Consider the following 13,272-nt stretch of genomic DNA (forward strand, 5'->3'; position numbering starts at 1 on the left):
CCCGGGGCAATACACCTAGGGCAGCCGCTTGTAGTAGAGCGTCGTGGGGCGCAGGGTGCCCATGGGGTCCGCGGCGAAGTCCGGGATGGTCCCGGCCGGTGTCCAGCCCGCCTTGCGGTAGAGGCCCTCGGCGGGGCTGTCGGTCTGGGTGTCCAGGATCAGCAGGGTGAGGCCCTGGGCCGCCGCGTGGGACTCCGCCGTGGCGAGGAGGCGGGCGCCGAGGCCCTGGCCGCGCGCGGCGCGGTGGACGATCAGGCGGGCGATCTCTCCGCGGTGGCGGCCGTTCGGCTTGTCCGTACGGACGAGGGTGACCGCGCCGAGGATCTCACCGCCGGTGCCGTACGCCGCCCACACCTCCCGTACGCCCCGCTCGGCCTCGTCGGCGACCTCGCGCCACCAGGACGCGGCCTCTGCGGGGTCGAGGGGCGCCAGGAAGCCGAGGGAGGCTCCCCCGTCGACGGCGTCCACGAGGAGGGCGGCGAGGCCGTCGGCGGCGTGGGCGCGGATCCGCGCGGGGTCGAGCCGCTCGACGCTCGACGTGGGGTCCAGGACCTTCTCCAGGCAGAGCAGACCGGGGCGGTCGTCCCAGGGGTGGACCGTCTCGAAACCGAGCCGGCGGTAGAGCGCGAGGGCGTGCTCCCGCCAGAGCCAGACCGAGAGGCGTACGGAGCGGGCTCCGGCCGCCTCGGCATGCCGCAGGGCCCCGTCCATCAGCGCGGCGGCCGCGCCGCGGCCCCGGGCCGCGGGGTCGACCCAGAGGCGCTTGATCTCCGGTGCGCCGTGGGCGCGCGGCGCGGTCAGGACCACCACGCCGGCCGCCGTGTCCTCCCCGTCCACGGCCAACAGGACGGTGTCGCCCGCGAAGGCGGCCTCCGGGTCGAGCACCTCGGCGCGGTAGGCGGACGGCAGCTCGGCGGGCGAGTCGGCGGGAGCGCCCTTCTCGGCCTCCGTGCTCAGGTGGTAGGCGGCGACGAGGGCGGGGATCCGGGGGTCGCCGAGGACGGCGGGCCGGACGGTGACGAAGTCGTTCATGGCCCGAGCCTCACACTCCGTTGTTTCCTTCGGATGACGACATGCCCATGCCGACGATGATCACATGCGTGTATGCGTCGCGGGCGCCACGGGCGCGATCGGCCGGCGCCTCCTTGCCGCTCCTTCTCGACGCCGGGCACCGGGTGACCGGCCCATCCCGCTCGGCGGAAGGGGTCCGGCGGATCCGCGACGCCGGCGCGCAGGGCGTCCGGGCCGACGCCCTGGAGGGGTGAACCCGGCCCGGCGCGCAGCGGCTGTGCGGGCGCCGACGCGGGGGCGTCGTCGGACACGCCGTCGTCCCGCCGCGCGAGCCGCGCGGCGGGACGATGCGTGGTGCGCCCGGGTCAGCCCGCCTTCGGGGTGAAGCTCTTCGCCGCGTCCGAGACGAACGGCTCACGGACCGTCCGCATCCCGCCGGGGACCGTCTTGTCCGGCTGCAGGATGACGGACTCGCGGGACGACGGGGCCTTCGGGTCGCTGAAGTCGTGCTTCATGCCGAAGCCCGCGTCATAGCTGTTGAGCGTCAGGAGCGCCTTGTCGACACCCTCGCGGGTGAGGTCCTTGGCTGCGCAGGCCTTCTTCAGGGCCTCTCCGAAGACGCTCGCCGCGGTCCAGCCGGCGACGATGCCGTTGTCGAGGCTGTCGCCCGGGTAGGCGGCCTTGTAGTCGGCGACGAGCTTCTTGGCGACCGGGGTGTCCGCGCCGATCGGAAGGCTCGGGGAGGCGAACCAGTACATCTTCTCCAGGGCGGGGCCGGCCTGGGTGCCGAGCAGCTGCGGGGCGAACGCCGAGTTGTTGCCGACGACCGGCACCTGGAGCTTGGTCGCCGCCGCGACACCGACCAGCGAGGCGGCCTGGCGCGGGCCCGCGCTGATCACGATCGCCTTGACGCCCGCCTGCTTGAGCGCCGCGACCTGCGCCGACATGTCGTTGTCGGTCGGCTTGATCTTCTGCTCCACGACCGTGAGCCCCGCCTTCCCTGCGGCGTACTTCGAGCCGGCGAGCGCGTTCTCGCCGTAGTCGCCCTCGAAGTAGACATGGCCGAGCTTGTCGCCCGCCTTCAGGCCCTTCTCGGTGACCAGGAAATCGACGGCGTTGATCGTCTCGACGTCGTAGGTCGCCCCGAGGACCCGGATGTACGGGGAGCCGAGCAGCGAGGCCGACCAGGCCTGCGGCAGCACGACGCCCTTGTCCTGGCCGTCGACGCGCTGCTTGACGGCGGCGACGAACGGGGAGCCGATGAACTGGGCGTAGCCGACGACCTTCGGCTCCAGCTCGGTGTAGGCGGACAGCGCCTTCTGCGGGTCGTAGCCGTGGTCACGGACGGTCAGTTCCAGCTGACGGCCGCAGATCCCGCCGGCCGCGTTCACCTGCTTCACGTACAGCTGCTGCGCCTGCGTGACGCTCTTGCCGAGCGTGGCGTACACACCGGTCATGTCGGTGAGCGCGCCGACGGCGATCGTCTTGTCGGTGACGCCCGTGCCGGACTTCACGCCGCCGGCGTCGGTGCCGGTCGCGTCTCCGCCCTTGGCCTTGGAGCTGCAGCCGGCGGCGGTCAGGACGACCAGGGTGGCGAGCGCGGCGGCCAGGCCTCTGGACGCCTGTCGTCGGTGGATCATCGTTCCTCCCCAGAGGAGTGCGAGGGTTGGGCGGTTCGCTTGGTTTTCCGGGCGGCCGGCCGGACCAGGCCTCCGGGCAGGAAGAGCACCACCGCGACGACGGCGGCGCCGTAGAGATAGCGCGAGGCCTCCCCCGGTGCGATCCCGCCCGTCCCGGGGGCGGAGACCAGGGGAAGCACATCGCTGTACCGGTTGAGGAGCTGCGGGAGCAGGGAGACGAAGACGCCTCCGACGACCGCGCCGGCGACCGAGCCGAGACCGCCGATGACGATCATGGCGAGGTATTCGAGGGAGAGCATCATGCCGAAGTACTCCGGCACGGTTCGCTGGAAGACCAGCGCGAGCAGGACGCCGGCCAGCCCCGCGTACATGGATGACAGGACGAAGACGGCGGCGCGGTAGCGGGCCACGGGGATACCCATGACGCCCGCGGCGATCCGGTGGTCCCGGATGGCGTTCATGGCGCGGCCGGGGCGGCCGCGGAGCACCCCGCGGGCGAACAGCGCGCCCGCGAGGAGAAGGACGAGCCCGAGGTACCAGAGCTTCTCGGCCGAGCCGAACGGGATCTGGGCGACGAGGAGTTCGTGGTCGTCAAAGGTGATCCCGAAGAGGCTGAGCGGCGGTACCGCCCGGCCGTTGAAGCCGCCGGTGAGATCGTGCGCGTTGAAGAGGACGTGCTGGCCGATGAAGATCAGCGCGAGGGTCGCGATGCCGAGGTACGCGCCCCGCAGCCGGCCCGCGATCGGGGAGAACACGCCGCCGGCCAGACCCGCGAGGGCGACGGCCAGGACGGCGGCGAGCCAGCCCGGCAGGCCGAGGCCGGTGAGGCCGTCGGCGCCGTCGCCGGCGAAGGCGCAGTAGCCGTAGGCGCCGACGGCGAGGAAGAAGGCGTGACCCATGGAGAGCTGGCCGGTGGCGCCGGTCAGCAGGTTGATGCCGATGGCGCCGATGGCGGCGGCCATCGCGAACAGCCCGGCCTGGAGCCAGAAACGGTCCAGGTAGAACGGGAAGGCGGCGAGGACGACGCCGGCGACGGCCCAGACCCAGGTGCGGGGCCGGATGAGGGCGGCGCGTGCGGCGACGGGCCGGGCGAGGAGATCAGACACGGGCCAGCTCCTTCGTGCCGAAGAGTCCTGCCGGGCGGATCAGCAGGACCGCGACCATCACCAGGTACGGCGCGAGGTCGCCGATCCCCCGGCCGAGGAAGGTCAGGTCGCCCTGGTAGCCGGTGGCGAGGGACTCGGTGACCCCGACCAGGAGTCCGCCGACGAGGGCGCCGGTGGTGGAATCCAGGCCGCCGAGGATCGCGGCCGGGAAGGCCTTCATCGCGGCGAGCGAGGTGGAGCGCTCCAGACCGGGGGTCGGGAAGACGGTCAGGAAGAGCGCGGCGACGGCGGCGAGCCCGCCGGCCACGGCCCAGGCGCCGATCGAGACCCGGCCGAGGCGGATGCCCATGAGGGCCGCGGTCTCCTGGTTCTCGGCGGCGGCGCGCATGGCGACGCCCCATGAGGTGTGGCGGAAGGCCAACAGGAACGCGGTGATGAGCAGGGCCGCGGCGAGGAAGGCGGCGATCCGGGTCTGGGCGATGGAGACCGGGCCGAGGGTGACGACGGCGTCGCCCCACGGGTCGCCGAGCGAGAGGATGTCGGTGCCGATGCGGCGGGTCAGTTCGGTGGCGAGCAGGATGTCGACGCCGATGGTGACGATGGCGAGGACGCTGTGGTCCGAGCCCCGGTAGCGGCGCATGACGAGGAACTCGATGGCCGCGCCGACCAGGGCCGCGCCGGCGATGCCGGCGAGCAGGGCCGGCCAGAAGCCGATCTCGTCGTGCAGGACGGCGGTGAAGTAGCCGCCGGCCAGGAGGAGCGAGGCGTGGGCGAAGTTGACGACCTCGGTGGCGCGGAAGATCACCACGAAGCCGAGGGCGATGAGGGCGTAGATGGAGCCCAACGAGACACCGTTGAGCAGGAGTTCGGCGAACGTGGTCACTCGGCGGTCTCCTCTCCGAGATAGGCGCGGACGACCGCCGGGTCGTTCTGTACGTCTGCGGGGGCGCCGTCGGCGATGCGACGGCCGAAGTCGAGGACGGTGACGGAGTCGGCGAGCCGCATCACCACCCCCATGTCGTGCTCGACGAGGACGATGGAGATCCCGAGGCTGTCGCGTACGCCGGCGATGACGGCGGCCGTACGGCGCCGCTCGTCGGCGGTCATGCCGGCGACGGGCTCGTCGAGGAGGAGGAGCCTGGGCTCCATGCAGAGGGCGCGGGCCAGTTCGGCGAGCTTCTGCTGCCCGTACGGGAGGGAGCCCGCGGGCTGTCCCAGCTGCTTCTCGAGGCCGACGAACGAGGCGATCTCGCGGACGCGGGCGCGGTGGCGGGCGTCCTCGCGGGAGGCGGAGGGCAGCCGGAGTCCGGCGGCGAGGAAGCCGGTCCTGGTGAGCCGGTGACGGCCGAGCATCAGGCTGTCCTCGACGGTGGCGCGGGGCGGCAGCGCGAGGTTCTGGAAGATCCGGGCGACCCCGAGGTCGGCGATCTTGTGCGGGGGCAGTCCGGTGAGCTCGTGCTCGCCGAAGCGGACCGAGCCGGAGGTGGCCTTGTAGACCCCGGAGAGCACGTTGAAGCAGGTGGACTTGCCGGCTCCGTTGGGGCCGATGACGGCGTGGACGGTGCCGGGGCGGACGGTGAAACCGATGGAGTCGAGGGCGGTGAGCCCGGCGAACCTCACGGTGACGTCGTCGACGTGGAGGGCGGGGACGGGCGCGTGGGCGGTGCCCGCACCCGTACGGGACGACCGGTCGCCGGTCGGGGTGCCGGTCTCGCCGGTCGGGGTGCCGGTCTCGCCGGTCGCGCCGGCCGTGGTGCCGGTCTCGCCGGCCGCTCCGGCCGTGGTGCCGGTCTCGCCGGCCGCTCCGGTCGGGGGGCCGGTCGTCCCGTACGGGGTGCCGGTCTCGTCGGGGGGCGGGGTCTCGCTCATCGGGCGTCCTCCCAGCGGGACAGCACGGGGTGGGCCGTGGCGGCGCCCGCCGCGTCGGCGGCGGCGTCCTCGTCCACGACGCCCAGATAGCGGCGGCGTACCTCGTCGGATGCGGCGAGTTCGGCGGCCGGTCCGGAGAGCGTGACCTCGCCGACCTCCAGGACGTACGCCCGGGAGGCGAGCCGCAGGGCGAGCGCCGCGTTCTGCTCGACGAGCAGCACCGCCGTGCCCTGGGCGTTGATCTCGCGGATCGTGTCGGCGATCCGGGCGGCCATCAGCGGCGCGAGGCCGAGCGAGGGCTCGTCGAGGAGCAGCAGCTTCGGCGAGGCCATCAGCGCGCGGCCGACGGCGAGCATCTGCTGTTCGCCGCCGGACAGCAGCCCGGCGCGCTGGTGGGCGCGGTCGGCCAGGACCGGGAAGAGTTCGTGGACCCGCTTCAGGGCCGCCGCCTTCGTGGCACGGTCACCACGGGCGCCGCGTTCGCCGCGGGCCCCGAGCGCTCCGGCACGCAGGTTGTCCTCGACCGTCATCCGGGCGAAGACCTGGCGGCCCTCCGGCACCTGGGAGACCCCGGCGGCGACGACCCGGTCGGGGGCGAGCCCGCCGAGCGCCCGGCCGCCGAAGGTCACCGTGCCGGAGGTGACGGTCCCGCCGTGGAACGACAGGGTGCGCGAGACGGCCCGCAGCAGTGTGGACTTTCCCGCGCCGTTGCCGCCGAGCACCGTGACGACGGCGCCCTCCGGCACGTCGAGCGAGACGTGCCGCAGTGCACGCACCGGTCCGTACCCCGCCGACAGGTCCGCCACCTCGAGTGCGAGTGCGGTACCTCCCATGGTTCCCCTTCCACCGATTGCCCCGTTCAGTGGCGCTCACCCCAGCACCGCTCGGGCCGCCCGTCCACGTTCGGCGGCCGAAACGCTGCCGGTGACCATCGGGCGCGGCGGCGGGTTGTGCACGCGCACAACACTGCGTGTCAGGGGCCTGTCGGAACGGGCGCAGGGGTGGCATCCTCCGGGCATGGGACGGCGCAGACCGCGGACCGGCGACGACTGGAAACTGTTGGCAGAGGCATGCACGGCGCTTCTGGAGCGGCTGCCGGAGCTGGTGGACGAACATCTGAGGGAGCTGCACGAGTACGAGCCGGCGTACGCCCGGATCGTGCCGTACGACCAGCACTGGCAGGAGGCCCACGAGGCGATGCGGATCGGGATCGAGATGATCTCGGCACCCCGGGACTCGCCCCGGCGGGACCTGGAGCACGCGGACGAGATGGGACGGCGGCGGGCCGAGCAGGGCATGCCGCTGGAGCTGGTGGTGCACGCGTACCGGCACGCCGGCCATCTGGTGTGGGACGCGCTGATCGAGGACGCGTCCGCGTTCCCGCCGCGGATGGCCGCGCTGACGCAGGCCGCGACGATGGTGTGGTCGGCGGTCGACGCGCAGGCGGACACGGCCTCGGAGGCGTACCGGGCGACGGAGCTCGAGCTGCGGCGGCGCACGGACGAGCAGCTGCAGGCGCTGCTCGACGCCCTGCTCCAGGGGCAGCGCTCACCGGAGGTGACCTCGCGGGCGGCGGCGGGCCTGGACCTGCCGGAGCACGGGCGGTACGCGGTGGTGGTGCTGCGCTACGACCGGCGGGAGATCCCGGAGCCGTTCCACCGGCGGGTGCAGGGGGCCGGGGTGCGGTTCCTCTGGCGGATGCGGGCGGACTGCGAGATCGGCGTGGTCTCGCTGACGGAGGGCACGGGCCTGGACGCGCTGTCGGAGCTTCTGGAGGGCCGCTGCCCGGGTCCCGGCGGGATCAGTCCGGTGGTCACCGGCCTCTCGGAGCTCGGCCGCGCCCGGCACCTGGCCGAGCTGGCGCTGCGCACCTGCCCTCCGGAGTCCCAGCAGATCGTCCGGCTGGACCGGCGGATGGCGGGCGCGCTGGTGGTGGGCCAGCCGGAGCTGGCCGGTCTGCTGGTCGCGGACGTGCTGGGCGGTCTGCTGGAACTGGACCCGGCGGACCGGGCGATCCTGCTGGAGACCCTCGACGTGTGGCTCGACTGCGAGGGCTCGGCGGGACGGGCGGCGGGCCGCCTGTACTGCCACCGCAACACGGTCTTCAACCGCCTGCGCCGCCTGGAACAGCTGACGTCACGGTCCCTGTCCCGGCCCCGGGACCTGACGGAGATGACTCTCGCTCTGGACGCGTTCCGCCTGACGGCGCCGGCGGCGTAGCGAACCGGGGCTGGGCCGCCGCCCCGGCCCCGGTCCCGGCCCTGGCCCCGGATCCCGGCCCCGGGGCGGCGAGTTTCCGCCGCCGGAGGGCCGGGGCACCCGGGGACGCCGGACACCCCGACAATGGCTTTGGGGCCGCCGGCTACGCCTCCCGGGTCCTACGCCAAGAAGTCACGGGCGATGTTCGCCGCGACCTGTTCGAGCAGCGGGCCCGCGTTCGCGATGCACTTCGCCGTGTCCGGTTCGAGGTCGGTGAGCGGGTAGGCGCGGCGGATGCCGGCCGCGCCCAGCGTCTCGGGGGCCAGGGCCAGACGGCCGCAGACCGCGACGACCTCCTTGCCGGCCGCTCGGGCCGCCGCGGCGACGCCCGCGGGGGCCTTGCCGTGGAGGGTCTGCTCGTCGAGGGAGCCCTCGCCGGTGATGACCAGGGTGGCCCGCTCCAGCGCCGGGGCGAAGCCGAGGACGTCCAGCATCAGCTCGATGCCGGGGCGGAAGCTCGCGTCGAGGCCGACCAGCGCGCCGTAGCCGATGCCGCCCGCGCCGCCCGCGCCCGGAGCGACCGCGCACTCGGAGGCCTTGGGTCCGATGGCCTTCTCGAGGACGGTGACGAAGTGCGAGAGCGCCGCGTCCAGGGTCTCGACGTCCTCGGGCGAGGCGCCCTTCTGCGGACCGTAGACCGCCGGGGCGCCCTTCGGACCGGTCAGCGGGTTGTCGACGTCGCTCGCGAGGATCAGGTCGACGGAGGCGAACCGGGGGTCGAGCCCGGAGAGGTCGGCGGTGGCCAGCGAGGCGAGCGGCGCGCCGCCCGGGCCGACCGGCTCGCCCGCCGCGTCGAGGAAGACCGCGCCCAGCGCGGCCAGCATGCCGGCGCCGCCGTCCGTGGTCGCGCTGCCGCCGACGCCGAAGACGATCGTCGTCGCGCCCGCGTCCAGTGCGGCCCGCAGCAGCTCGCCCGAGCCGTACGTCGTCGAGGTGAGCGGCGCGAAGACGCCCGCGGGCAGCAGCTGGAGGCCGGAGGCCTCCGCCATCTCCACGACGGCCGTCGTGTCGCGCAGCGCGAACGCCGCCGTCACCGGCTCGCCGAGCGGCCCGGTCACCCGTACCTCACGGCGCTCGAAACCGGCGGCCACCGCGGCCGCGACCGTACCGTCGCCGCCGTCCGCGACGGGCAGCGTCTCGACCTCCAGCTCCGGGACGACCCGTCGCAGTCCTGCTGTGACCCGCTCCGCGACCTGTACGGCCGTGAGCGAACCCTTGAACTTGTCGGCCGCGACGAGCACGCGTGCTCGCCCGTGTGCGACCTCAGTTACTGCTCCGTCCGTCACCTTGCATCCCTTGCTTTCGAACAGGCAGTCGCGCCGAGGCCGACCTTATCCGCACCGCCAGACGGCGTGCCACCCCCTGATAAGGCGATATTCCGCACGATAGTGGGCCACATGCGCGAGGAACCGATCGATCAAACCGATGACGCCTCCCCCGATCCGAAGGTCGTCGGCATCGGTATCGCGGCCGTGGTGGCGGTGGTGGCCTGGGCGGCATTGGCCGGGGACTCCTTCGACAGGGCCTCGTCCTCCGCCCTGGACTGGGTCCTTGGCGACTTCGCCTGGCTGTTCGTGATCGCCGCCGACATCTTCCTCGTCCTGTGCGTGGTGATCGCGTCCAGCCGCTTCGGCCGGATCCGGCTGGGCGCCGACGACTCCGAGCCCGAGTTCACCAACCTCGCCTGGATCGCGATGATGTTCAGCGCGGGCATGGGGATCGGCCTGATGTTCTACGGGGTCGGCGAGCCCCTCCAGCACTACCTCTCGCCGCCCCCGGCGACCGGCGCCGAGGCGGGAACGGGTTCGGCCGCCCGTACGGCCATGGAGTACTCCTTCTTCCACTGGACCCTCACCCCTTGGGCCATCTACGGCATCGCGGGGCTCTCCCTCGCGTACGCGGGCTTCCGCAAGGGCCGTGGCAGCCGGCTCAGCTCGGCCTTCGTGCCGTTGATCGGCGCGCGTCGGGCGGCCGGGTGGCAGGGCACGGCCATCGATCTGCTGGCCGTCTTCGCCACGGTCTTCGGCACCGCGACGAGCCTCGGGGTCGGCGCCCTGCAGGTCACCAAGGGCCTGAATCTGACGATGGACGTCGAGGACTCCACCGCGACCCAGCTGATCGTCATCGCGTCGCTCTCGGCCGCGTTCGTCCTGTCGGCGTTCTCCGGGCTGCACAAGGGCGTCAAGTGGCTCTCGACGATCAATATCGTCCTCGCCGCGTGTCTGGTGCAGTTCGTCTTCCTGCTCGGACCGACGGTCTACATCCTGGACACCCTCCCCGCGTCCGTCGGCGGCTATCTCCACCAGCTCCTGCCGATGGCGAGCCGGACCGGCGCCTTCTCGGACCCGGAGTGGCTGGGCACGTGGACGATCTTCTACTGGGCGTGGTGGCTGTCCTGGGCTCCCTTCGTCGGGACCTTCATCGCCCGGATCTCGCGCGGCCGCACGATCCGGGAGTTCCTGATCGGGGTGCTCCTCGTCCCCTCCGGCGCCACCGTCGTCTGGTTCTGCGTGATGGGCGGAACGGCGATCCGACTGGAGTCGACGGGTGCGGCGGATCTGGCCGGCGCGGTGAAGGACGGGGCGGAGGCCTCGCTCTTCGCGATGTTGGACGCGCTGCCGATCGGCACGGTGACGTCGGTGCTCGCGATGGTCCTGGTGATGACGTACTTCATCACCAGCGCCGACTCCGCGTCGCTGGTGATGGGGTCGCTGTCGAGCCGCGGCTCGCTCCATCCGCCGACGTGGCTGGTGGTGACCTGGGGGATCCTCATGGCCGCGGTCGCGGCGGTCCTGCTGCTGGCGGGCGGGCTGAACTCGCTGCAGACGGCGACGATCCTGGTCGCGCTGCCGTTCGTGATCGTGATGCTGGGGCTGTGCTGGGCGCTCCTGAAGGAGCTCCGGGAGGACCCGGGTGCCGGTCCGGCCCGTCACCACGCGCTGCACGGCGTACGGGACGCGGTCCTGGCGATGGTCGGGGAGGCGATGACGGAACAGGGCGCGTCCCGCCACCACCGCCTGCGGCGTGCGGCGAGATCCCGGACGGAGACGGAGACGGGGACGGGGACGGACACGGACACGGACGGCAGGACGGACGAGGACGGCCGGGGAGGGGGCTGAGCGCCGGGCGAGGAGCCGGGTCGAGGTCCGGGTCGCGGTCCGGTCGAGGTGCGAGGCGAGGTGCGAGGCGAGGAGCCGGGTCGAGGCCCGGGTCGAGGTCCGGGTCGCGGTCCGAGCCGAGGTCCGGTCGAGGTGCGAGGCGAGGTCCGGTCGAGGTGCGAGGCGAGGTCCGGGTCGAGGTCCGGGTCGAAGGCCGGCCGCCACTCGGGTCCCTTCGGCGCGCGGTGGAGTCCCCGGTTCGGTAGACCGGACGTATGGCGCTCAACCACGGTGAACTCGCCGACCGCATCCTCGGCGGCTGGACGGGCCGGATCGCGGGCAACATGCTCGGCAAGCCCGTCGAACGCGGCGACCACTGGACCCCCGAGCGCATCGACCGGTATCTGCGCCTGACGGACGCGCTCCCGCTCACCGACTACCTCCCGCCGCCGCCCGCCGACGCCCCGGCCGAGGAGTTCGAGCTGCGGCCCGAGTGGCCGCAGTGCGTCCGCGGCCGCATCCACGGGAGCTGCCGGGACGACGACGTCGACTACTCGATCCTCGGGCTGCACCTGCTCGAGACCCGCGGCTTCGCCTTCACCACCGAACAGGTCGGCGAGCACTGGTTGCTCCGCCTCCCCTATCTGCAGACCTTCACCGCCGAGCGGACCGCCTACCGCAATCTCACCAACGGCCTCAAACCCCCGCTCACCGCCACCTTCGACAACCCGTACCAGGAGTGGATCGGCGCCCTGATCCGGGCCGACGTCTACGGCTGGACCTCCCCCGGCGACCCGCGCCGGGCGGCCTCGCTCGCCCGGCGGGACGCGGTGCTGTCCCACACCGGCAACGGGGTGTACGGAGCGATGTGGGCGGCCGCGCTGATCGCCGCCGCCTTCACGGCGCCGACCCCACAGGCCGCCCTGGAGGCCGCCCTCGAACGGATCCCCGCGAGCAGCCGCCTCGCCCGCACGGTGCGGCACACGATCGCCCTGTACGAATCGGGCGTGGAGTGGTCCGACGCCCTCGCCGAGCTCGCGGAGCGCACGGACGGCCTCGGCTGGATCCACACCGTCCCCAACGCGGCCGTCCTGGCGGCGGGAGTGCTCTACGGCGAGGGCGACTTCACCGCCACGATCGCCCTGACGGTGCGCGGCGGCCTGGACACAGACTCCAACGGCGCGACGGCGGGCTCGGTGGCCGGGGTGCTGTGCGGGGCGGCGGCGATCCCGCCGCAGTGGTCGGAGCCGCTGCGGGACCGGGTGCGCAGCGCGGTGTTCGGTTTCGACGGGGTACGGATCACCGAGCTGGCCGAGCGGACGCTGCGGCTGGCTACCCTGGCGGCATGACGACGACCGACTACGCCACGTACATCGCGAGTCTCCCGCGCGTCCTGGCGGGGGCCGCGGTGCTCTTCCGGGACGGGACGGGCCGCGTCCTGATCGTCGAGCCGAACTACCGTGAGGGCTGGGTGCTGCCCGGCGGCACGATCGAGTCCGACACGGGTGAGACGCCCCGGCAGGCGGCCCGGCGGGAGACGGCGGAGGAGATCGGCCTGGACGTGGAGCCCGGCGCGCTCCTCGCGCTCGACTGGGCGCACGGGACGGCTCGGCCGCCGATCGTGGCGTACGTGTACGACGGCGGGGTGCTGACCGACGCGCAGCTCGCGGCGATCCGCCTCCAGGAGGAGGAGCTGGTCTCCTGGAAGCTGATCGACCGCGAGGAGGTCACCACCTATCTGCTCGGCAGCCTGGGCCCGCGGGTCCTGGCGGCGCTGGACGCGCTGGCGGACGGCCGTGGCCCGGCGGAGCTGGAGAACGGTCGACCGCCGCGCTGAGCAAGGGCCGGTGACTCGGAGGGCGGGCCGGTGGAACGTACGGCCGCCGGGAGCTCCGCCGGCTCGGGCGGCCAGAGGGCCTCCTCGCCCGCCGCTCTCGCTCGACCGGGCTCCACCGGCGGCTGTACCGGATCCGATCCGCCGCGTCTGCGGCGGCCACCGCGTCGGCCGGCTTCCCGACGCGGCCCGCACGCGAGGTGGATGTGCTCGTGCCGTCAGGAGGTCAGCCCTGCGACGGCTCCGGCGGGGTGAGGCCCTCGCCCGTGCGGTGGGGTTCGTCGCGGGAGGCCACGCGGGCCTCCGTGCGGTGGCCGCGGGCGATGTAGTCGCGGACGACCGCCTCGACGGCGTCCTGGGGGTTGCCCACACCCGCGAGGACCATGACTTCCACGACGAGTTCGGCGTCGAGCGCGATGTTCACCTTGGCCATGCGGGGAACGTAGCACCGGGAA

General features: G+C 73.3%; 12 protein-coding genes. 4 read left to right on the forward strand and 8 right to left on the reverse strand.

What is annotated here, in order from left to right:
• Positions 1–15: 15 nt before the first annotated feature.
• The 6 genes from J7E93_RS38150 to J7E93_RS26330 all read right to left on the reverse strand — a co-directional run bounded on the left by J7E93_RS38150 (position 16) and on the right by J7E93_RS26330 (position 6,459).
• Positions 16–1,032 (reverse strand): GNAT family N-acetyltransferase, encoded by a 1,017-nt coding sequence (locus J7E93_RS38150; RefSeq protein WP_215072435.1) that lies wholly within the window; start codon positions 1,030–1,032, stop codon positions 16–18.
• A gap of 344 nt (positions 1,033–1,376) precedes the next feature.
• On the reverse strand, positions 1,377–2,651 hold the full coding sequence (locus J7E93_RS26310) for an ABC transporter substrate-binding protein (protein WP_215072436.1): 1,275 nt from the start codon (positions 2,649–2,651) through the stop codon (positions 1,377–1,379).
• Positions 2,648–3,757: a branched-chain amino acid ABC transporter permease gene (locus J7E93_RS26315; RefSeq protein ID WP_215072437.1), complete on the reverse strand. Its 1,110-nt coding sequence runs from the start codon at positions 3,755–3,757 to the stop codon at positions 2,648–2,650. Before J7E93_RS26315 ends, J7E93_RS26310 begins: the two co-directional genes overlap by 4 nt.
• Entirely contained in the window at positions 3,750–4,640 is an 891-nt protein-coding gene (locus J7E93_RS26320; protein WP_215072438.1) for a branched-chain amino acid ABC transporter permease, read from the reverse strand. Before J7E93_RS26320 ends, J7E93_RS26315 begins: the two co-directional genes overlap by 8 nt.
• A complete protein-coding gene (locus tag J7E93_RS26325) occupies positions 4,637–5,377 on the reverse strand; it encodes an ABC transporter ATP-binding protein (RefSeq protein ID WP_215072476.1) in 741 nt (246 codons plus the stop codon). The genes J7E93_RS26320 and J7E93_RS26325 overlap by 4 nt, the downstream gene beginning before the upstream one ends.
• 245 nt (positions 5,378–5,622) lie before the next feature.
• Positions 5,623–6,459 (reverse strand): ABC transporter ATP-binding protein, encoded by an 837-nt coding sequence (locus J7E93_RS26330; RefSeq protein WP_215072439.1) that lies wholly within the window; start codon positions 6,457–6,459, stop codon positions 5,623–5,625.
• A 184-nt stretch (positions 6,460–6,643) separates the two neighbouring features.
• On the opposite strand from J7E93_RS26330, the gene J7E93_RS26335 reads away from it, so the two are divergent.
• Positions 6,644–7,846 (forward strand): CdaR family transcriptional regulator, encoded by a 1,203-nt coding sequence (locus J7E93_RS26335; RefSeq protein ID WP_215072440.1) that lies wholly within the window; start codon positions 6,644–6,646, stop codon positions 7,844–7,846.
• A gap of 158 nt (positions 7,847–8,004) precedes the next feature.
• Here J7E93_RS26335 and J7E93_RS26340 read toward each other — a convergent pair whose 3' ends face one another.
• Entirely contained in the window at positions 8,005–9,171 is a 1,167-nt protein-coding gene (locus tag J7E93_RS26340; protein ID WP_215072441.1) for a glycerate kinase, read from the reverse strand.
• Between the two features lie 111 nt (positions 9,172–9,282).
• Between J7E93_RS26340 and J7E93_RS26345 the strand changes: the two genes are divergently transcribed.
• The 3 genes from J7E93_RS26345 (at position 9,283) to J7E93_RS26355 (ending at position 12,820) form a co-directional block, all read left to right on the forward strand.
• The gene (locus J7E93_RS26345) at positions 9,283–11,004 is read left to right on the forward strand and encodes a BCCT family transporter (RefSeq protein ID WP_215072442.1); all 1,722 of its coding nucleotides are present in this window, start codon (positions 9,283–9,285) and stop codon (positions 11,002–11,004) included.
• Positions 11,005–11,258: 254 nt separating this feature from the next.
• Positions 11,259–12,332, forward strand: a complete 1,074-nt coding sequence (locus J7E93_RS26350) for an ADP-ribosylglycohydrolase family protein (protein WP_215072443.1) — start codon at positions 11,259–11,261, stop codon at positions 12,330–12,332.
• Entirely contained in the window at positions 12,329–12,820 is a 492-nt protein-coding gene (locus J7E93_RS26355; protein WP_215072444.1) for an NUDIX hydrolase, read from the forward strand. The genes J7E93_RS26350 and J7E93_RS26355 overlap by 4 nt, the downstream gene beginning before the upstream one ends.
• Positions 12,821–13,043: 223 nt before the next feature.
• Here J7E93_RS26355 and J7E93_RS26360 read toward each other — a convergent pair whose 3' ends face one another.
• A complete protein-coding gene (locus J7E93_RS26360) occupies positions 13,044–13,250 on the reverse strand; it encodes a type II toxin-antitoxin system VapB family antitoxin (RefSeq protein ID WP_215072445.1) in 207 nt (68 codons plus the stop codon).
• Between the last annotated feature and the right edge of the window lie 22 nt (positions 13,251–13,272).

Origin of the sequence: Streptomyces sp. ISL-36, from assembly GCF_018614205.1 — a bacterium.
Classification (GTDB): Bacteria; Actinomycetota; Actinomycetes; order Streptomycetales; family Streptomycetaceae; genus Streptomyces.

Coding starts and splice junctions, on each gene's coding strand:
- J7E93_RS26360 (WP_215072445.1), bottom strand. CDS start 13,250: ATGGCCAAGGTGAACATCGCGCTCGACGCCGAACTCGTCGTGGAAGTC.
- J7E93_RS26345 (WP_215072442.1), top strand. CDS start 9,283: ATGCGCGAGGAACCGATCGATCAAACCGATGACGCCTCCCCCGATCCG.
- J7E93_RS26330 (WP_215072439.1), bottom strand. CDS start 6,459: ATGGGAGGTACCGCACTCGCACTCGAGGTGGCGGACCTGTCGGCGGGG.
- J7E93_RS38150 (WP_215072435.1), bottom strand. CDS start 1,032: ATGAACGACTTCGTCACCGTCCGGCCCGCCGTCCTCGGCGACCCCCGG.
- J7E93_RS26350 (WP_215072443.1), top strand. CDS start 11,259: ATGGCGCTCAACCACGGTGAACTCGCCGACCGCATCCTCGGCGGCTGG.
- J7E93_RS26355 (WP_215072444.1), top strand. CDS start 12,329: ATGACGACGACCGACTACGCCACGTACATCGCGAGTCTCCCGCGCGTC.
- J7E93_RS26335 (WP_215072440.1), top strand. CDS start 6,644: ATGGGACGGCGCAGACCGCGGACCGGCGACGACTGGAAACTGTTGGCA.
- J7E93_RS26310 (WP_215072436.1), bottom strand. CDS start 2,651: ATGATCCACCGACGACAGGCGTCCAGAGGCCTGGCCGCCGCGCTCGCC.